16 protein-coding genes are annotated in these 19,073 nt (G+C 67.9%); all 16 read left to right on the forward strand.

Annotation, left to right across the window (positions count from 1 at the left end; genetic code table 11):
* Positions 1-27 precede the first annotated feature (27 nt).
* The 16 genes from ACYVGI_RS14380 (at position 28) to ACYVGI_RS14455 (ending at position 19,070) form a co-directional block, all read left to right on the forward strand.
* Complete coding sequence (locus ACYVGI_RS14380; protein WP_460633275.1) at positions 28-783, forward strand: hypothetical protein; 756 nt, start codon at positions 28-30, stop codon at positions 781-783.
* Entirely contained in the window at positions 783-6,971 is a 6,189-nt protein-coding gene (locus tag ACYVGI_RS14385) for an RHS repeat-associated core domain-containing protein (RefSeq protein ID WP_460633276.1), read from the forward strand. The genes ACYVGI_RS14380 and ACYVGI_RS14385 overlap by 1 nt, the downstream gene beginning before the upstream one ends.
* A 505-nt stretch (positions 6,972-7,476) precedes the next feature.
* The gene (locus ACYVGI_RS14390; protein WP_460633277.1) at positions 7,477-8,031 is read left to right on the forward strand and encodes a hypothetical protein; all 555 of its coding nucleotides are present in this window, start codon (positions 7,477-7,479) and stop codon (positions 8,029-8,031) included.
* Positions 8,032-8,036: 5 nt separating this feature from the next.
* A complete protein-coding gene (locus ACYVGI_RS14395; RefSeq protein WP_460633278.1) occupies positions 8,037-8,486 on the forward strand; it encodes a LapA family protein in 450 nt (149 codons plus the stop codon).
* Positions 8,483-9,154, forward strand: coding sequence for a hypothetical protein (locus ACYVGI_RS14400; RefSeq protein WP_460633279.1), 672 nt, complete (start codon positions 8,483-8,485; stop codon positions 9,152-9,154). Before ACYVGI_RS14395 ends, ACYVGI_RS14400 begins: the two co-directional genes overlap by 4 nt.
* 732 nt (positions 9,155-9,886) lie before the next feature.
* A complete protein-coding gene (locus ACYVGI_RS14405; protein ID WP_460633280.1) occupies positions 9,887-10,399 on the forward strand; it encodes a hypothetical protein in 513 nt (170 codons plus the stop codon).
* A 99-nt stretch (positions 10,400-10,498) separates the two neighbouring features.
* On the forward strand, positions 10,499-10,960 hold the full coding sequence (locus ACYVGI_RS14410; RefSeq protein WP_460633281.1) for a hypothetical protein: 462 nt from the start codon (positions 10,499-10,501) through the stop codon (positions 10,958-10,960).
* 32 nt (positions 10,961-10,992) lie between these two features.
* The gene (locus ACYVGI_RS14415; protein WP_460633282.1) at positions 10,993-11,874 is read left to right on the forward strand and encodes a flagellar motor switch protein FliM; all 882 of its coding nucleotides are present in this window, start codon (positions 10,993-10,995) and stop codon (positions 11,872-11,874) included.
* 12 nt (positions 11,875-11,886) lie between these two features.
* The gene (fliN, locus tag ACYVGI_RS14420; protein ID WP_460633283.1) at positions 11,887-12,603 is read left to right on the forward strand and encodes a flagellar motor switch protein FliN; all 717 of its coding nucleotides are present in this window, start codon (positions 11,887-11,889) and stop codon (positions 12,601-12,603) included.
* Between the two features lie 6 nt (positions 12,604-12,609).
* Positions 12,610-13,242 carry a FliO/MopB family protein gene (locus ACYVGI_RS14425; protein WP_460633284.1) on the forward strand — a complete coding sequence of 211 codons (633 nt, stop codon included), beginning with the start codon at positions 12,610-12,612 and terminating at the stop codon, positions 13,240-13,242.
* A 77-nt stretch (positions 13,243-13,319) separates the two neighbouring features.
* Positions 13,320-14,096 carry a flagellar type III secretion system pore protein FliP gene (gene fliP, locus ACYVGI_RS14430; protein ID WP_460633413.1) on the forward strand — a complete coding sequence of 259 codons (777 nt, stop codon included), beginning with the start codon at positions 13,320-13,322 and terminating at the stop codon, positions 14,094-14,096.
* Positions 14,093-14,368 (forward strand): flagellar biosynthetic protein FliQ, encoded by a 276-nt coding sequence (locus ACYVGI_RS14435; protein ID WP_460633285.1) that lies wholly within the window; start codon positions 14,093-14,095, stop codon positions 14,366-14,368. Before fliP ends, ACYVGI_RS14435 begins: the two co-directional genes overlap by 4 nt.
* A complete protein-coding gene (locus ACYVGI_RS14440) occupies positions 14,368-15,129 on the forward strand; it encodes a flagellar biosynthetic protein FliR (RefSeq protein WP_460633286.1) in 762 nt (253 codons plus the stop codon). The genes ACYVGI_RS14435 and ACYVGI_RS14440 overlap by 1 nt, the downstream gene beginning before the upstream one ends.
* Positions 15,126-16,217, forward strand: a complete 1,092-nt coding sequence (locus ACYVGI_RS14445; RefSeq protein ID WP_460633287.1) for an EscU/YscU/HrcU family type III secretion system export apparatus switch protein — start codon at positions 15,126-15,128, stop codon at positions 16,215-16,217. Before ACYVGI_RS14440 ends, ACYVGI_RS14445 begins: the two co-directional genes overlap by 4 nt.
* Positions 16,214-18,262: a flagellar biosynthesis protein FlhA gene (locus ACYVGI_RS14450; RefSeq protein WP_460633288.1), complete on the forward strand. Its 2,049-nt coding sequence runs from the start codon at positions 16,214-16,216 to the stop codon at positions 18,260-18,262. The genes ACYVGI_RS14445 and ACYVGI_RS14450 overlap by 4 nt, the downstream gene beginning before the upstream one ends.
* The gene (locus ACYVGI_RS14455) at positions 18,240-19,070 is read left to right on the forward strand and encodes a hypothetical protein (RefSeq protein ID WP_460633289.1); all 831 of its coding nucleotides are present in this window, start codon (positions 18,240-18,242) and stop codon (positions 19,068-19,070) included. Before ACYVGI_RS14450 ends, ACYVGI_RS14455 begins: the two co-directional genes overlap by 23 nt.
* The last annotated feature ends 3 nt before the right edge of the window (positions 19,071-19,073 follow it).

A 19,073-nucleotide genomic window follows, 5' to 3' on the forward strand; every position in this document is an offset into this window, starting at 1 on the left:
TGATTCCGGTTCGGGGGAGGTTCGGCTATGGGCGTGCGCGCGATGGTGGCGACGGTGATGATCGTGGGGCTTGCCATCAGCGGGAATGCCGCGGGAGGAAGCGCGGGGGCGGTCGCTGCTCCGGCGTCTGCTGCTTCTGCAGTGGTGGCCGCTGAGGTCGCGGTGGCCGCTGAGGTCGCGGCGGCCGCTGAGGTCGCGGCGGTCGCGGCGGTCGCGAGGGACTGCGCATCCACGTCGTCTGCGACGGATTGCGATGTCGACGGCGACCGCATCCCGGACTGGGTGGAGCGCGAGGTCTGCGGTTCGTTCACGTGTGCGACCGGTGCGGAGGACACTGACGGCGACGGCGTCGCGGACTGGGTGGAGGTCACGTCGTGCGGCACCACGCGCTGCGCCGACCCGGCGAAAGACCGGGATGGGGACGGCATCCCGGACTATGCAGAGCGGCTGGTGTGCGACTCGGACACCTGCTCCAACTCGACAGAGGACGCGGACGGCGACGGCGTGGCCGACTGGATCGAGTTCGTCATCTGCGGCGACCGAGAGTGCGCAACCGGTCGGGAGGACTACAACGGGAACGGCATTTCGGACGCCGACGAGCTCGCCGCGTGCGTTGTGCGGGTCGACGACCTCGCGAGCACGGGATCGAAGCTCGCGATCGGGCTCATCGTCGCGCTCGCTCTCGGTCTGGTCGCCGTCGGCCTGTGGATGCGCCGCCGCCGCGGTCTCTTCGCCGCCGGCACGGCTGCCGAGCGCGCCGCGCTGACGGGGACAGCCCTCTGATGCGCCGCGGATCGGCGATCGTCGCGGGAATCGCGGTGGTCGCGCTCAGCGTCGTCGGCTCGGCCGTCCCCGCGGAGGCTTCGCCGCAGCAGTTGGCGCGCGAGCGCGCAGCAGCCACCCTCGCCGAGGTGCGGAAGGCGGCAGAGCCCCGGCCGGAGCTGCTCGACGAGGCCGCCCAGGTGGCTACGGAAGCACCGGACGCGACGATCGACCTCTCGCCGGGGACGAAGGCGACGGTCGCCTCGGAGAAGCTCGGCGCATCGGCGACGTTCAGCGGGCACGAGGTCGACCATGAGCTCTCGGTGAGCATCGCCCAGGCGCCGGAGGCCGCATCCAGGGTCGCGCGCGCCGAGACGGCAGGTGTCGTCGTATCGAAGGTCGTGCAGGTCGATGCGGTCACGTCGGACGGCGCCGCGGTCACGTCCTTCCCGGCCAAACGGACGAAGACACGCGGAGGCGACGACGGAAGTCCGGCGGTCAGCGATGTCGTACCAGGGGTCGCGCTCGAACTGAGCGTCGACCAATCGACCGTGAAGAAGTCCGAGCTCGACCCCGCGTCGCTCGCGATCTACACCAGGGAGAAACCGGGCGAGGCGTGGACCCGCATCCCGTCGTACTATGACGCGAAGACGAAGACCGTGAAGGGTGAGTCCGACCACCTGTCGCAGTTCGTCGTGATCGGAGTCCCGTTCACCGCGCCGCCAGGGCCGTCGATCGTGCTCGACCCCGACGACGACGAGGGCCACTCCAACTCTCCGGCCACGGTCTCGGAACTTCCGTACAACATGGCGCTCACCAACGGGCTCGCCGCCCTGTTCCAGCAGCAGTGCCTGGCCAACGTCACGATCACCCGCACCGGCGACATGCCGTACGTGTCCCGGCAGACCAGGGCGGGCATCGCGGCCGCTGCCAACCCGGCGCTCACGCTGGGGATCGGCTTCAACACCTGGCTCGGCCACGCCTGGGGCTCGGACGGGTCGGACGGTGGAAGCCAGCTCTACTCCCGCGGTGGGCCGCTCGACGAGGCGGTGACCGCATCCCTGATCGCGGAACTTCCCGCATACACAGGGCGTCCGGCCAAGCAGATGCCTGCGAGCGCGGACTTCCCGCATCCCGAGTTCGGCTGGGTGCCCGGCGCGATGACGCACCTCGAGGCGCTGTTCCTCGACCACAACTTCGACTGGTCGGTCATCGCCAACGGGTTCCAGTCCGTCGTCAACGGCGCCTTCACCGGGTCGGGGAAATACCTGGAGTCGCAGGGCTTCGACTGCACCGACCCGGCGACGGGCGGCTGGCCGGCGAAACCGTCGGCCGCGGACCTCTCCCGCTGGCGCGACCTCGGCCATCAGAACTACCTCACCTACGGCGCTGAGCCCATCTCGTTCTCCACGGGCAACCTCATCGAGGACTTCTCGCTGTTCACGCTTCCCGGTCTGGGCAGCCAGGAACTCGATCTGACCCTGACCTACAACTCGCAGGACGGCCGGCTGTCCCGCGTCGGCGCCGGATGGTCGTTCGGGCTGGGTGCGCGGGCGCAGCGGTTCAGCGACGGATCGGTGCTGGTGGTGCGCGGGGATGGCGCGTCGTACGTCTTCGCGCCCGACGGGGCAGGCGGCTATCTGGCCGAGCCAGGACTACGGCAGACGCTCGCCGAGGCGGGAGATGGCAACCTCCGCCTGACGGCCGTCGACGGCGAGACGTGGATGTTCGCGGCGGGCGACATCGAGGGCATCGGGGAACTCGTCTCCCACACCGACCGGCGCGGAAACACGATCACACTGCAGTACGGTGCCGCCGATCCGGCGTCACAGAGCTTCGTTCCGCTCGTGTCGGTGACCGACGAGGCGGGGCAGACCATCGCCGTCGAGAACGACGGCGATGGCCGAATCGTCGCGATGACGCTTCCGGATGGACGCCGCTGGGGCTTCGGTTACGATGCCGCCGGCGATCTGGTCACCATCGGGTATCCGGATGCGCGCACCCGCACCTTCACCTACGACGACCGTCACCAGCTCCTCACCGCAACGGACCCGCTCGGTGTCACGTACCTCAGCAACTCGTACGACGCAGCGGGACGTGTCGTCAAGCAGATCGATCCGGACGGCAACGTCCGCCTGCTCGACTACTCCGTCGCGGGCCAGACGTCGTACACCGACAACGAGGGGCGCGTGAGCGTCTTCCACTTCGACGACAGGCGACGCATCACGAAGATCGTCGATGCGTCCGGCGCCGAGGTCGCGTATGCGTTCGACGACGAGTACCAGGTCACCAAGCACGTCGACGAGAACGGCGGCGTGACCACCTACGGCTATGACGAGCGCGGGAACGTCACCAGCGTCTCGCATCCGGACGGGTCGGTCGTGAAGTACACGTACACGCCCCTCGGCGATCTCGCGTCGCGCACCGACGCGGGCGGTGCGAAGGGTGCAGAGCGCACGGTCGCGTACGACCGGAACGCCGCCGGACTCGTCACGGTGGAGCACCGTCCGGACGGAACGGCGGTCGCGACCCGCTACGACGACGCCGGCGATCCGATCGCTGTCGTGCAGCCGTCCGGTGCCACGACCACCTACGAGTACGACCTCCGGGGGAACGCGGTGGCCGTGACGGACGCGGACGGCAACACCACCCGCTACGGCTACGACCTGTCCAATCGCGTCGTCAGCGCGACCGACCCGCGCGGTGGGGTGACCGCATACGGATGGGACGCGGGCGGAAGGCTGGCGGCCGTCACGGATGCGCTCGGCGGTGTCACCCGCTACGAGTACGACGGCAACGATCACCTCGTCTCGGCGACCGACGCATCCGGAGCTGTCACCGCGTACGCGTGGAACGCGATGTTCGACCTCGTCCGGGTCACCGCGCCGGACGGCGGCGTGACGACTTACGAGTACAACACAGAGAACGCGCTCACCAGGTCCACCGATCCGACGGGGTCGGTCACCGAGTACCGACGGGATGCGCTCGACCGCCTCACGCAGACCGTCGACCCCAACGGCGGCGTGTGGGCGACGGAGTACGACAGTGCGGGCAATGCCACGTCGGGGTCCGATCCGCTCGGCGCGACCAGCACCACCGCGTTCGACGCGATGGGGAGGGTCACCTCCACGAAGGGTCCGACGGGTGCCGCGCGGACGATCGTCTACGACGCTGTCGGGAGGGCGACGAGCGAGAAGGACGCGTCGGGTGCCGTGACCGCATACGAGTACGACCTCCTCGACCGGGTGGTCGTGGTCACGGACCCGCTCGGCAAGCGCACCAGGCTCGTCTACGACGAGGACGGCAACCTCACCGGCACATTCGACCGGCTCGGCAACGCGACCGCGTTCGCGTACACGCCCGCCGGTGTGCTCACCTCGATGACCGACAGCGCCGGCGGGACGACCACGTTCGAGACGGACGCGGGAGGCAACGTCACGGCAGTGTCGGATGCCCTCGGGCGCACCTCGCGCTTTGCATACGACGCCATCGGCCGCGCCGTCTCGGCGACCGATCCGACGGGCGCGACCACCGCCACCACGTACGACGCTCTCGGCCGGGCGGTCTCGGCGACGGATGCACTCGGCAACATGTCGACGACGGCATACGATCGGGCGGGTCGCGTCGTCTCGGTGACGGACCCCGTCGGCGCTGTGACCGGCTACGGCTACGACAAGGCCGGGCGACAGACCTCCATGACCGACGGGAACGGGAACGTGACGCGGTACGCGTACGATCCGGCCGGTCAACTCCTGGAGGTGATCGAGGGCTTCACGAAGGAGGCGAAGAAGGCAAGCGCCGGAGTCTCCGACGTCAACGTCACCACCTCGTACGGTTACGACGCCGTGGGCAATCTGACGTCGATCACCGATCCGAACGGGAACGCCACGACGTTCACGTTCGACCCCGCCGGGCTAACCCTCTCTGAGACGAACGCGGCAGGGAATCGCTGGCAGTACAACTACGACAAGGCCGGGCGGCTCACGGCTCAGAAAGACGCGAACGGCGCGACGACCCGCTTCGAGTACACGGACCGGGGCGACCTGTCGCGCATCCGGTATCCGGCGGCGACGGTCGGGTATGAGTACGACGCGGAGCAGCATCTGATCGCGATGACAGACCCCACCGGGGTCACCGGCTGGACCTACGACACGACCGGCCGCATGACGAAGCAGATCGACGGCAACGGCACGCGGGTGTCGTATGAGTACGACGCGGTCGGCTCGCTCAACGGTCTGACCCTGCCGACCGGGGAGGTGGTCGGCTACCGGTACGACGACGCCTCCCGCGTCATCGAGCAGACGTCCCCGTGGGGCGGCATCGCCTACGAGTGGGATGCAGCATCGAACCTGGTGAAGCAGACCCGCTCGACGGGTGTGACCTCCGCGTTCGAGTACGACGCGGCGAGCCGCGTCACCGGGATCGTGCACGGCACGCCCGCCCCCGCGGAGCCGCCAGCGACCGACCCCGCGAAGCCGTCGATGCTCCCCGAGGTGAAGCGTGGCGCCCAGCAGTGCAGCAACGGAGCGACGCAGTACCTCTCCGGGCGCACCGTCCCTGCGGCGATCGACTGCATCAAGACCGGCGAGTACCTCGCCGATCGTTCCGTGCCGACGGCGCCGAACCCGGTGGCGGATGGAGGCGCTCTGCGGTTCGAGTACGGCTACGACAAGGCGGGCAATGTCTCGTCCGCCTCCCGCACCGTCGGGTCGGGTTCCCCGGTGTCGCGTGATTTCACGTATGACGCGCTGAACCGACTGACCGGCTCGACCGCATCCACTGGCGAGAAGAACACGTACCGTTACGACGCGGTGGGCAACCGCACCGGCTGGGATCGCACCGGTTCATCGGCGGACTTCGCGGCGACGGCGACGTTCAACGAGGTCAATCAGCTGACCGAAACGTCCCGCACGGGTGCGGAGGGTGCTCAGGATGCGTCGTACTCCTACGACCGTGCGGGCAACCGTACCGGCCAGGTCGTCGGCGGCGCCCGCACGTCGTTCGATTACGACCCGTCGGGTCGTGTGACCTCTGTCTCTCGTGATGGGCGTGCGACGTCGTACGCGTACGACGGCCTCGGCCGCCAGGTCAGTTCGACCGACACGACCGACCGGGGCGGCTCGCAGACCACGACGCAGGCGTGGTCGGGCACGAGTGTGGTGCAGCGTTCGAACTCGGCGCACGGTGTGACGTCGCTGGTGCGGGATGCGGCGGGCGAGCTGGCTCTGCAGGCGTCCGGTTCGTCGGAGGTTGCGTGGGCGCTGGTGGACCGTCTGGGTTCGACCGCCGCGCAGTCGGTCGGTGGTTCGATCACGCAGTTGGCCGATTACGCGGACTTCGGTGAGGCATCGTTCGAGACGTCCGGCTGGTCGTCGCCGCTGGGCTTCACCGGCGAAACCGTCGACGCGGGTTATGGCCTGAACCAGTACTTCGCGCGCACCTACGACCCGGCGTCGGGTTCGTGGCTGTCGCAAGACCCGTACCGCGGCCTGCTGACGCAGCCGCAGACGCTGCACCGGTACGCGTACGTGGGGAGTAATCCGGTCACGTTCTGGGACCTGCTCGGCTTCCGAGCGGCGCCGTTCAACGGAACTGACTCCATCCCCCTGGGCACGGGAATGACGAAGCAGCAGATGGCCGATGCGATGAGCGGCCCACTCGGCACACAGGTCACCCCGGTGAGCCTGCGCGACGGTCTCACGGTCAACGACCCGAAGCACAAGTCCGTCCAATGGGAGAAGCCACGCCATGTCGACGGCAAGCCTGCATCCGCGATCAGCTATGGCGACAGCGTGGCAAAGCACTGGGAAGACACCTGGGCGAACGCGGGCAAACACTGGGACGAGACGTGGGCCAACTTCTTCAACAACGACACTTCGAGAAGGTGGGCAGACGTATGGCGTTGGATTGACGAGCAGCTCAACGGGTCTTTTCAGGGGTCATTCTGCGCGGCATTTCTTTGTGGGGTAGGCGGTAACGGCTCGGTTGGGATAGGTGTGGGCATCGGTGCGGGAGGGTCGGCAATGGTGGGGGCAACTCACGGCGATACAGAAGGGCTTGGTGTCACACTCTCGTGCACCGGTTCGCTCGCAGGCATTGGAATTTACGCCGAATACTCACGCGATATTTTCGGACGGCAGTCGATGGGGACCGGAGTAGCCAACGGCATCCAAGCGAGTTGCTCGGCCGCGATTGTTTGGATGTGGTGATGCAGAAGGAAGACATCGATTCGCTGGTGATGCTCATAGGGGGGCTCCTTGGAGGAGGGGTCGGGACTGTGTTCATTGTGCGGCGAAAACGAATCGCAGAGTGGTTCACAAACGAATTCCGATCAGGCTACGGCCGCATTGGTCCCACCCTAGAAAGGTCGATGTCGTCGACCTGGATGGCATTTGTCGGATTCGCCTGGCTCGCTATCGCGGTTTTCAACTTGGTTCGAGGCGTTATCGGTGTCGTGCATTGGTTGCAGTAGCCATCCGCTTGGTCACGCGAACTTACGATCCGGCCACCGCCGTCCTAGGAATCGTTCGAGGAAGATCCCTGAAGCTGTCCCGCGATCGAACTATTTCGGGCTATGGAAGTAACTGACCTGCGTGCTCATCGAGCGCGCCAAAAGGAGTCGAGCGACGGGTGACTAACGCATTTCAACCGACGCCCGTTCCCACAAGCCTGATCCTCTGTTCCGTCTTTTCTTTGAGCGGAGCAGGGTCCGCTGTGGTCGGACTCGTCCAAAGCGCCGAAGCGTTGCCCGGTGGCTTTGGCCTGGGTGCTGTTCTCGCCCTGCTCGCATTCGGGGCGTTCTTTGCCTGGTTGCCGACGATCGCTGCCGCCTTCGTTTGTCGTGGCAGGCAGTGGCCGAAGTATGTGCTCGCGGTGGTCATGTTGGGCAATATCGCTACCTTTTCGACGGAGCCGATCGTCGTTGTCGGCACAGTGGCGGCGACGGGCGCGGCGATCCTTGCGTGGCTTCCGGGGGCGCTTCGTTTCGCCATCCGGAGCCGGACTGCAGCTACGGGGGCGTCTCTCACCCGCCGGTGGCCAGAAACTACCGCAGACGCATACCTCTGGTGGATGGTGGCGGGGCCCGTCGGCGGTCACCTCTTCTACCTGGGTCGCTCCTGGCAGGGCGTTCTCTACTGTGTTCTCGCGCTCCTCGCGATCATCAGCATCCCGACGGTCATGGCCATTCTGTTCGCAGCGGTCGTGGGACTTGCGCTTCTTCTCGACGCCGGCCGAATTCCTGGCTGGGTCTCCTCCGCCGCGTGGTGAATGGGGTGAAGGAGCTGGGCTGGGAGCAGCGCGATCTGTTGCCGGGGTTAAGTGGAAACGCCTGGGCCGGGAAATCGCTGTGGTGTTTTGGCGTATGGGCGCTGAGCGCGGTCATGACGTTGTTTGGAGTGCTTGCGTCCAGAGGCAGGTATCAGTACTTCGACCCATTTTCCCTGGTATGCCTTGCGTTCTTCACGGTCTCCCTCGGCCTCGGATTTCTCTTCTCATGGGTCAGCACCCACAAAATCCGCAAGGAGATTGCGGCGGGTTACACCACAAGCACGACGGGCGACAACCACGTCGAGCGCAGGCATTCGCCGACCGGCGTCGTGATGCGTGCGGCTGGTGAGCCGAACCTCACTAAGCCGCAGTGGGAGGCCGCGATGCGCCGTGTCCGAGCATTCGAAGAGCACCAGAAGCGCGAGCGCGCCAGAACTGAAAAGAGGTCGGCATGAGCACCCAGAACCCGTGGCGAGCGTCCCAGCAGAGCACCCGCCCGCGATGGCACCGAGAATGGCCCCTCCTACTGTTCTTCCCCGCGGGTCTCGCTTTCGCTTTCATCTTGTGGCGGCCCAGCAATGCGCTGTCATTCGGTGAGGTTCTTGCCCTGGTGTTCGGCATCCTGGGTGCCCTCGTGCTCGGGATGGGCGGCTTCCGACTCATGATTGCGGCGCGCTTCGCTCGCGCACGCGAGCTCCATCCGGACGGAATCGTGTTCGAGGTGATCAGGGCGACAGCGACCGATGCGATGCTTCGCGGGATGAGCGAGACCGGTCTACGACCCGCGTACTGGTCTGTCGTCGCGGTGGACGCGTCCGGGTTGTACTGCTACCTGCGCGATCCGTCGGATACCGAGTGCGTCTTCATCCCTGCTTCGCACATTGTGGGCGTGGAGATGGGGGAGACATCGGTTCGTGATGGCTACGGCTCGCGCACGGTGCCAGCGATCATGGTCCACCTGAACGCGACCGCACCGGTGGCGCTCCCACTGGCGCCACGATCCGAGCGGTGGAACGCGACGTTCCGCTATGCCGCTTCTTACGCGGATCGCGACCTCCTCCTGGGAATGATCCGGGAGACGCTGCCCGCCAGATCCGGCGACCGGAATACGACCGGCCAATGACAATGAAGCCGAGAACGCGTGTCGGGCCAGTTGATTCAGACAAGCGGCCACGCACTAGGGGAACGGGGTGGGAGTGGCGCCTCAAACGGGGAACGCGATTCGTTGGACGGGCCGTTTGATGCTTTCGGCGGGTGTGTTCGTGCTCGTCAGTGGCGGAACGGCTTCTCTCGTTGTCGGGATCGTGTCCGAGGGAATCACTCCACGCGCTCGGGGGTATCTGATCGGGCTGGGTGTCTTTCCTTTCTGCCTTGTGGTGGTTTCGATCGTGTTCCGGGAGTGCGTGAGGGTTGCGCGTGATCGTGTACGAGAGGGATCGGGCGACGACGACGTGTACATGCTGCTGTGGTCTGGCAGTTGTGAGAGAGCCTTTCGCGCATTGGGCATCTTGCCGCTGTGGCGAGTGCGATTGTTCGCGGTCTCCATTGGTCCGACCGGCCTGAGATTCTGGTCAGGAATGAGGCGGCCCTTCCTCTTTGCGACGATTCGCGGCAGCGATATCGCGCTACCACGATCGGGCGACGAGCCGGGTGGAATGCGCGGAAAGGGGCCGCACCGCGCAGTGATACAGGTGGGCGAGCTCGGTGGAAATCAGGCCGTCCTTGAGCTTGAGCCGCTTGCGATCAGAGGACTGCTCGTTTCGCAAGGCGACCCCGGCGAAACGAGACGTATGCGCGACGCGCTGACTCGAGCGTTCGGTTCCGCCACACGTCAATGCGCGAGGAGAAGGCCTGCATGAGTGAGATGAGCGTTGAGACAGGGATGCGGAATCCGGGCACACGAGGGCCGCGCCTGGCCTGCACTGTTGCGTTCGTCGCTGCGCTCGCCGCCACCACGAGCGGGTGCAGTGCGCGAAGCGAAACACCCCAGCACGCCGCCGACCGTTGGGCGGAGCGCGCTGCGAGCGTCGTCGAGCCGCCGCTCGCTGTTGGCCCGTTTGAACGGGAGGCGATCGCCTGCGAGACCGGCGGAGTATCCCTGAGTACGAGGTTCGATGTCGCAGTACAGAGCCCCAGGATGGACACCCTGGTCGACGACATGAAGGACGCGTTCCGGGCGCACGGGTGGGATGACCTCGTCGACAAACCCGTGGGGCTCCTGGGTGGCACAGAGCACGACGGGCGGGGTGTGTGGTTGTACCCGCCCATCCCGCGCAGTGACGATGGGCCTGGCGTGTTCCTCGACTGGAACGTCGAGACCGAGATACTGACGGTGGTCGCCGCGTCCGACTGTGTCGTGGGCTGGTAGGACGTGGGCGTTCGGATCTCTTGCGGAGGAGGTGGGCTCGGCCGACGTGTTGTCGGCTTCGCTCTCGCGACCGCCGTCTGCACGATGCTGACAAGCTGCGTGCTCTTTCGGCCCGTTGCCGCGGACAGGGTCGTTGGCGTATGGGAGGTCGACCCTCGCGCGACTTCTTCCGCGTATCTCAGCGAGTTCGGCGGCGAGGACGGGACCATCGATTTTCTTCCGGATGGGACATTCGTCGCGCAAGCCGTGCGCTTTCCCGCGGGCATCCAGTCGGGGACGGAACCATCCGAGCTGTGCGAACAACGTGGTCAGTGGGAGCTCAAGGGACGCAATGAACTGCACCTGGATGTGCATGGGAAGGAGGGCAGGTTCGGTTTCACCGGCGACGTCGAGCGCACGTTGGCGGGTTCGATCCGAATCGTTTTCTGGGTCCACGTAGACCTGCCCGACCGTTACGTGCTCACCCCGCGCGTCACGGACAGAGACCAGACGTCACCGCTGCAAGCACCCGCCGCAGCCGACCCTGACACCCCGATCCGCGACTTCGCCCCGCACCCCTAACGCATCCCCGCCCCCTGCCGATAGTCGGCACCGTGACCACCCTGCACGCCCCCGAGACCGCGCCCGAGGCGCCGGTGTATGACTTCCGGCGGCCGACCACGCTCGCCAGGGAGCACTCTCGGGTGCTCGAGCTCGCGTTCGAGACGTTTGCGCGGCAGTGGGCGACGCAGTTGACCGCGAAGGTGCGCGTGCTCAGCCAGGTCGAGTGCGAGTCGGTCGCCATGCAGACTTACGACGAGTACGCCGCTTCGCTGCCCGCCACCACCGCCATGGTGCTGTGCGAGCTCGACGGGGTCGCGCCGAAGGGCGTCATCCAGTTTCCGACCGTCGCCGCCCTGTCGTGGGTGAACGCGATGCTCGGCGGCACCGGGAACCCCGTCGACACCGAGCGGACGTTCACGCAGATCGAGCACGCCCTCGTGCGGCGGCTGATGGACGACGCGCTCGAAGACCTGCGGTACTCGCTCGGCGCCCTGCTGGTCACCCCCATCTCCGTCGACGCCATCCAGTACAACTCGCAGTTCGCGCAGGCAGCGGCGACCGCCGAGCTGATGATCGTGGCGACCTTCGAGCTGCGGGTGGGGGAGAACGTCGCGGAGGCGACCCTCGCGCTGCCCGCCATCGTGCTGCTTCCGCAGCTCGGCGAGACCAACCCGACGAGCAGCGCCGACGACGCACGCGAGCTGCTGGATGCGCAGCTCGCCCACGTGCCCGTCGACGTCTCCCTGCGGCTCACTCCGGCGCGGGTGAAGCCGAGCGTCGTGCTCGGGCTCGCCGTCGGCGACCTGCTTCCGATTCCGCATCCGCAACACCGACCGTTCGATCTCGCCGTCGGGGGACACCCCGTCGCCGGTGCAGCGCTGGGCTCCAGCGGCTCGCGACTGGCGTGCGTGATCGTGAACACAGAGGACTGAGACAGCATGAGCATGACCAGCACAGGTACGGCGTCGGCACTGAGCGCGTCCGACGCGCTCGCCGCAGCCAACGCCCTCGTCGGCGTCCTGCCGACAGGGACGCCGCTCACCCCGCGCCTGCACACGCTCGGCGCGTTCGCCGGGGCGACAGGTGACGCCGTGGTCGCGACCTTCGTCGGCAACGTGTCTGCCGACCTCGCCGTCGTGCTGCTGGATGCGCCGAGCCTCGTCGACGACGCGGCGGACGGTTCGCCGGTCGTCGCGCTGCAGGACGTGCTGCAGCCGGCCATCGAGGCCGCGAGCGACACCCTCGGCGCCGGCGTGCTCGACGACGCGCGGGTCGAGGATGCGACGCTGCTGTTCGAGGACGTGGACACCACCGTGTTCGAGCTGGCGGGCGCATCCGGGATCGTCGGCTGGTTCGCCATCCGGGGACGCACGAGCAGCGCGGGACGCGACCTCGGCAGCGGCGCGATGGCCGGGAAGCTGGGGCGCATCAGCAACGTCGAGATGGCGCTCACCGTGGAGATCGGCCGCACCAGGATGCCCGTGCGCGACGTGCTCGCGATGGAGCCGGGCGCTGTGATCGAGCTCGACCGCTCGGCAGGGTCGCCCGCCGACGTGCTGCTCAACGGACGGCTGATCGCGCACGGCGAGATCGTCGTCATCGACCAGGACTACGCGGTGCGCATCACCAAGATCCTCGACGCCTCGGAAGACCTGGACTGACTTTTCGTGGATACCGTGTTCGTCGCTCTGCGAGTGCTCGTCGTGCTCGCGGTGATCGTTGGGCTGCTCTGGTATGTGCAGCGCCGCGTCACCAAGGGCAAGCGCGGCGGCGTGCGCCGCGGGAACGCGGTGACCGTCGTCGGCCGTCAGGGCGTGGGCTCGAAGGCGTCCGTCGTGGTGGTGGACGTGGACGGAACACGGTTCGTGCTCGGCGTCACAGAGCGGAACGTCAACGTGCTCGCCTCCGGTGACCGCCCGGCCGACGTGGATGCGGAGATCACCCCGATCTCGCGCGTGCGACAGACGTTCGCCAAACCTATCGACAGACAGAGCCCTCTCGACCGGCAGAGCCCTCTCGACCGGCAGAGCCCTGCCGACCGACAGAGCCCCGTCGAGTCCGGCGAAGCCGCGACAGCAGACCCCATCTCAACCGCCAAGGACGCCGCGCAGGATGCGCTCCCGTCCGCGACAGCAGCACGGCAGACGGGCGCCGCGAAGCCCGTGAAGAACACCAGGCAGGATGCCGATTACCTGACGGCGCAGGGACGCGCCTCCGTATTCGACGAGGCCCTCAAGGGCTCGATCCTGTCACCGGCAACGTGGAGGCAGGCGAGCTCGGCGGTGCGGCCCAAGAAGTGATCGCGGCGGCTGGGCGGCTGATCCGCTCCCCACGGTTCGTGGTCGCGATCGTGCTCGCCGTCATCACGGCGGTCGCCATGGTGCTCCTCACCGCGAACGTCGCGCACGCGGCTCCGCTGCCGATGGTGCCGGAGCCCGTCCCCACGCCGACCGGCCCGGCTGGCCCGAGCGGCGGCGGCACAGGCGGCGTCACCATCGACATCAACGGGCCGAACGGCACGCCGTCCGCGGCCATCCTGACCCTGCTCGGCATCACCCTGCTGTCGGTCGCGCCTGCGCTGCTGCTGATGATGTCGTCGTTCACCAAGATCTTCGTCGTGCTCGCACTCACCAGGAACGCCCTCGCGCTGCCGTCGATCCCGCCGAACCAGGTGCTCGCAGGTCTCGCCCTGTTTCTCAGCCTGTTCATCATGAGCCCGGTGCTGGTCGACATCAACAACCACGCCGTTCAGCCGTACCTGAACGGGCACATCGACTTCACCGCCGCTGTCCATCTCGCCGAGGGTCCGCTCAGGAACTTCATGCTCGCGCACGTCCGCGAGGAGGACATCGCGCTGATGACCAGGGCTGCCGGGCGTCCCAACCCGGCGAACCCGTCCGCCGTTCCGATGCTCACGCTCATCCCGGCGTTCATGATCTCGGAGCTGCGGGCGGCGTTCATCATCGGCTTCGTGATCTTCGTGCCGTTCCTGGTGATCGACATGGTCGTTTCCGCGGCGCTGATGTCGATGGGCATGATGATGCTCCCGCCCGTGATGATCTCGCTGCCGTTCAAGATCCTGCTGTTCATCCTGGTGGACGGCTGGGGCCTCGTGATCACCAGCCTCATCACGAGCTATCGGGGCGGCGGATGAACGCGAACGCGGTCCTCGACATCGCCATGCAGGGCCTGATGATCACGGCCAAGCTGGCCGCTCCGATCGTGGTGACGGCGCTGGTCGTCGGCTTCGCGATCTCGCTCGTGCAGTCGATCACCCAGATCCAGGAGGTGACGCTGTCGTTCGTGCCCAAGGCGGCGGCCGTCGGGGTGGCGCTGATCGTCTGCGGGCACTGGATGATCTCCGAGCTGATCACGTTCACCCACGTCCTGTTCGAGAAGATCCCGTCGCTGCTGGGCGGCGGCTGATGTACATCCCCATCGACCTGTCCACCATCGAGGCCATCGCGCTGGCGTCGCTGCGCATGGTCGCGTTCCTGGTGATCGCGCCGCCGTTCTCGTACAACGGCATCCCCGCCCAGATCAAGGGGATGCTCGCGATCGGCCTGGCCGTGGCCGTCGCGCCGCGCGTGGCCGAGGGCTACCACTCCGCCGACATCGGGATGTTCCTGATCGACCTGCTGCGGGAGCTCGCGGTCGGGGCGACGCTCGGCTTCCTCGTCTACCTGGTGTTCGCCGCCGTGCAGTCGGCGGGCAACCTGGTCGACCTGTTCGGCGGCTTCCAGCTCGCGCAGGCGTTCGACCCGCAGTCGATGGTCAACGGCGCCCAGTTCACCCGGCTGTTCCAGATGACGTCGCTGGCGCTGCTGTTCGCATCCGGTGCGTACCAGCTCATCATCGGCGGCCTCGTGCGCTCCTACGACGCCATCCCGCTCGCGGCGGGCATCGACCTCGCCGAGCCGGTGAAGCAGATGGTCGTGGGTGTGACACAGATGTTCGTGGCGGCCGTGCAGATCGCCGGCCCGCTGATCGTGGTGCTGTTCCTGGCGGATGTGGGGCTCGGCCTGCTGACCCGTGTCGCCCCGGCGCTCAACGCCTTCGCCCTCGGCTTCCCGCTGAAGATCATGCTCACTGTCGTTCTCGCCGCTGTGCTGTTCGTGGCGCTGCCCGGCGTGGTCGAGGGGCTCACCGGCACGGCCGTCAAGACGATGCTGGGGGTGGGCCGGTGAGCGACGCGCAGGAACGCACAGAGCAGGCGACCGACAAACGGATGAAGGAGGCCCGCGAGAAGGGCCGCCTCAGCAAGTCGATGGACCTCACCGCGTGGGTCGGCGTGGGGGCCGCCGCCGTGATGCTGCCGTTCACCATCGACCTGGGCACCCGCGCAGGAGTCGACCAGGTGTTCACCGTCCGCTCCATCATCGAGAACCCGGACCCGGCCGCCGCCCTCCAGGCGCTCGGCGACGGTCTCGGCAGCATCCTGGCCACCATCGGCCCGTTGCTCGCCGTCGCCGCCATCGCGATCATCGGCGCTGCGGCAGCGCAGGGCGGCGTGCACCTCAAGAAGCTCGAGGGCAAGTACGAGCAGTTCAACATCGTCAAGGGCGTCGGCCGGGTGTTCGGGATGCGCGCACTCTGGGAGGGGGCGAAGACCCTGCTCAAGTCCGCGGTCGTCGCTGTCGGGCTGTACCTGGTGATCCAGGGGCTGATGCCCGTGCTGCTCACGGCGGGCAGCCTGTCGCTCACCGCGCTGCTCGGCGCGGCGACCAGCGGCGCCACCGGGCTGCTGCAGGCCGCGGTCGGGGCCGGGCTGGTCCTCGCCGGACTGGACGTCCTGGTCGTGATGCGCCGCAACCGCAAGCAGACCCGCATGACCAAGCGCGAGGTGCGCGACGAGCAGAAGAACAGCGACGGCGACCCGCTGATCCGGTCGCAGCGCCGCTCCCGTCAGCTCGCGATGAGCCGCAACCGCATGATCGCGGCCATCGGGTCGTCGGATGTGGTGCTCGTCAACCCGACGCACATCGCCATCGCCATCAAGTACGAGCCGGGCAAGTCCGCCCCGCGCGTGGTCGCGAAGGGCTCCGGCACCATCGCCCAGCGCATCCGCGAGAAGGCGGAGGAGGAGCGGGTGCCGATCGTGAAGGACATCCCGCTCGCCCGCGCGCTGCACGCCGGGTGCCAGCTCGGCGACGAGATCCCGGTCGACCTCTACAACCAGGTCGCCAGGGTGCTCGCGTTCGTCATGTCCCTCAAAGCCCGCGGCTCCGCATACGGAACCCACACCATGACCCCGATTCTGGGAGGCATCTCATGAGATCGACCACCGCCAAGGTCGCCGTCCCCATCGGGGTCGTCGGCATCATCATGCTGCTGGTGGTGCCGGTGCCCGCCTGGCTGCTGGACACGCTCATCATCGTCAACATCATGCTGGCGCTGGTCATCCTGCTCACCACGATGTTCGTCAAGAAGCCCCTCGACTTCTCGGTGTTCCCGTCGCTGCTGCTCGTGGCGACGCTGTTCCGGCTCGGCCTCAACGTCGCATCCACCCGCCTGGTGCTGGGCGACGGGTACGCCGGTCAGGTCATCCAGGCGTTCGGGCACGTCGCCGTCGGCGGGTCGATCATCATCGGCGCGGTGGTGTTCCTCATCCTCATCGTCATCCAGTTCATCGTGGTCACCAAGGGTGCGGAGCGCGTCGCGGAGGTCGGAGCGCGATTCACCCTCGACGCCATGCCTGGCAAGCAGATGGCGATCGACGCCGACCTGAACGCCGGACTCATCACCGAGGAGCAGGCACGCACCCGCCGCGCGGAGGTGTCTGCGGAGGCGGACTTCTACGGCGCGATGGACGGCGCATCCAAGTTCGTCAAGGGCGACGCCATCGCCGGCATCCTGATCATCGTCATCAACGTGGTCGGCGGCATCGCGATCGGCATGATCCAGCGCGGCATGGAGATCGGCGACGCGGTCAACGCATACACGCTGCTGACCATCGGCGACGGTCTGGTCACCCAGATCCCCGCCCTGCTGATGGCGGTCTCCACCGGCATGATCGTCACGCGCTCGAACGCGGAGACCGACATCGGCACCACGGCGAGCGGCCAGCTCAGCCAGTCCCGCAACGCCCTGACCATCGCGGGATGCGCCGCCATCGTCATGGCGCTCATCCCCGGGATGCCGCCCATCCCGTTCGTGCTGGTCGGCGCGTTCCTGATCCTCGCGGCGCAGCGTCTGAAGAACTCGCAGGCCGCGGCGAAGAAGGCGCAGGCAGCGCAGGCGGCCGTCGCCAACGCCGGCAAGGGTGAGACGACGGACGACCTGCTCGAGCAGATGCGGGTGCACGCGCTCGAGATCACGCTCGCGCCCGACCTCGTCGACATCGTCAGCGGCGCATCCGACGACCTGCTCGCCAGGGTGCGTGCGCTGCGCCGCAAGATCGCACTGGAGCTCGGCATCATCGTGCCGCCCGTGCGCACCAGGGACAGCGCCGACCTGCCGCCCTCGACATACGTCATCAAGATCGCGGGCGTCGAGGCCGGTCGAGGGCAGGCGCCGAGCGGGCGGGTGCTCGCGCTCGGCGACGCACTGGATGCGCTGCCCGGCACCCCGACGGTCGAACCGGTCTTCGGCCTCGGCGCCAAGTGGATCCCGAGCGAGATGCGGCACAGCGCCGAGCTCGGCGGTGCGACCGTGATCGACCGCGTCTCCGTGCTGATCACGCACCTCTCGTCGATCATCACGGCGAACGCGGCGCGGCTGCTCACCAGGGAGGACGTGCGCCAGCTCACCGAGGGGGTCAAGCAGGTGAGCCCGTCCGCCGTCGACGAGCTGGTGCCGAACCTCCTCACGCTGGCGGAGGTGCAGCGCGTGCTGCAGGGGCTGCTGGCGGAGCAGGTCGCGATCAACGACCTGCCGCGCATCCTGGAGGCGCTGGCGCTTCGCGCGAAGACGTCGAACGATCCGGAGGGTCTGGTCGAGGCGGCGCGAAGCGCGCTCGGCCCTGCCGTGGTGGCGCCGCACCTGGACGGGGCGACGCTGCGGGTCATCATGATCGATCCCGGCCTGGAGCAGGCGATGCTCGAAGGCTTGCGGCCCTCGGAGTTCGGCACGCAGGTCGTGCTCGATCCCGCGCGGCTCGAAGCGGTGCTCGGCTCGCTCAGGCAGACAGCGGCGCAGCTCGACGACCAGGGGGTGTCGGCGGTGCTGGTCTGCGCTCCCGCGCTGCGGCCGGCGATCCGGCGGCTCGTGGCCGGGCAGTTGAGCGGGCTGGCGGTGCTGTCGTATCAGGAGGTCACGGCGGTGCAGGCGGAGATCGAGACGGTCGGGGTGGTGAGAGTTGCGGAACCGATCGCGGCCTGAGTGGGTGGATGCGGCCGGGCTGGCCGACGTCGACGAGGACTCCGCGGAGGACGTGCTGCCCGCGGTGTCGACGTCGTCGGCAGCGTTCGCGGCGATCCTGGACGATCTCGTGCGGGTGGTGGGGGAGACGGAGTCGAAGCCCGTGGCGGCGGAGCCGGCGGCCGAGCGGGCGGCGGAGCCGGCGGCCGAGCGGGCGGCCCAGCCGCTGGATGAGCGCATCGTGCGCGCTGCGGCAGAGCGGGCCGAGAGCGACGCATCCCCTGTGCTTGTCGCATCCACTGTGCCTGTCGCATCCCCCGTGCCCGACGCATCCCCCGTTGCGGCCGCCCCGACGCAGCCGCCCGCACGGCTGCGCGGACGCGGCGACCTCACGCTCGTCGTCGGCCTCGGCACGGACGCCGTGACCGCATCCCGTGTCCTCGCGGCGTCCGTCGATGGCGCGGAGGTGCGCCCGGGTGGGAGCGCCCGCGCCTCCGCACCGCGCGTCGACGACCGCCGCGGCGCTCTCCAGGCCCGCGCGGACGGTGTGCGCCGCGAACGTTCGATCATCGCGGCCTTCGGCCTGGAGCACGGGGCCGCCGACATCCCGGCGCTCGCAGAATCGCTGGCCGGCATCGCGCCCGATCAGGTCTGGGTGGCCGTCGACGCCTCCCGCAAGACCGAGGACACTGCCGCCTGGGTGGGCGCAGTGGATGCGGTGCTCGCCGTCGACGGGGTCGCGGCCTCCGGCGCCGCCTTCACCTCCATGCCCGGCTCGGTGGCCGCGCTCGGCTTCCCCGTCCTGTGGCTGGACGATGCGCCCCGCTAGGCT

It is taken from the genome of Leifsonia lichenia, from assembly GCF_054780215.1.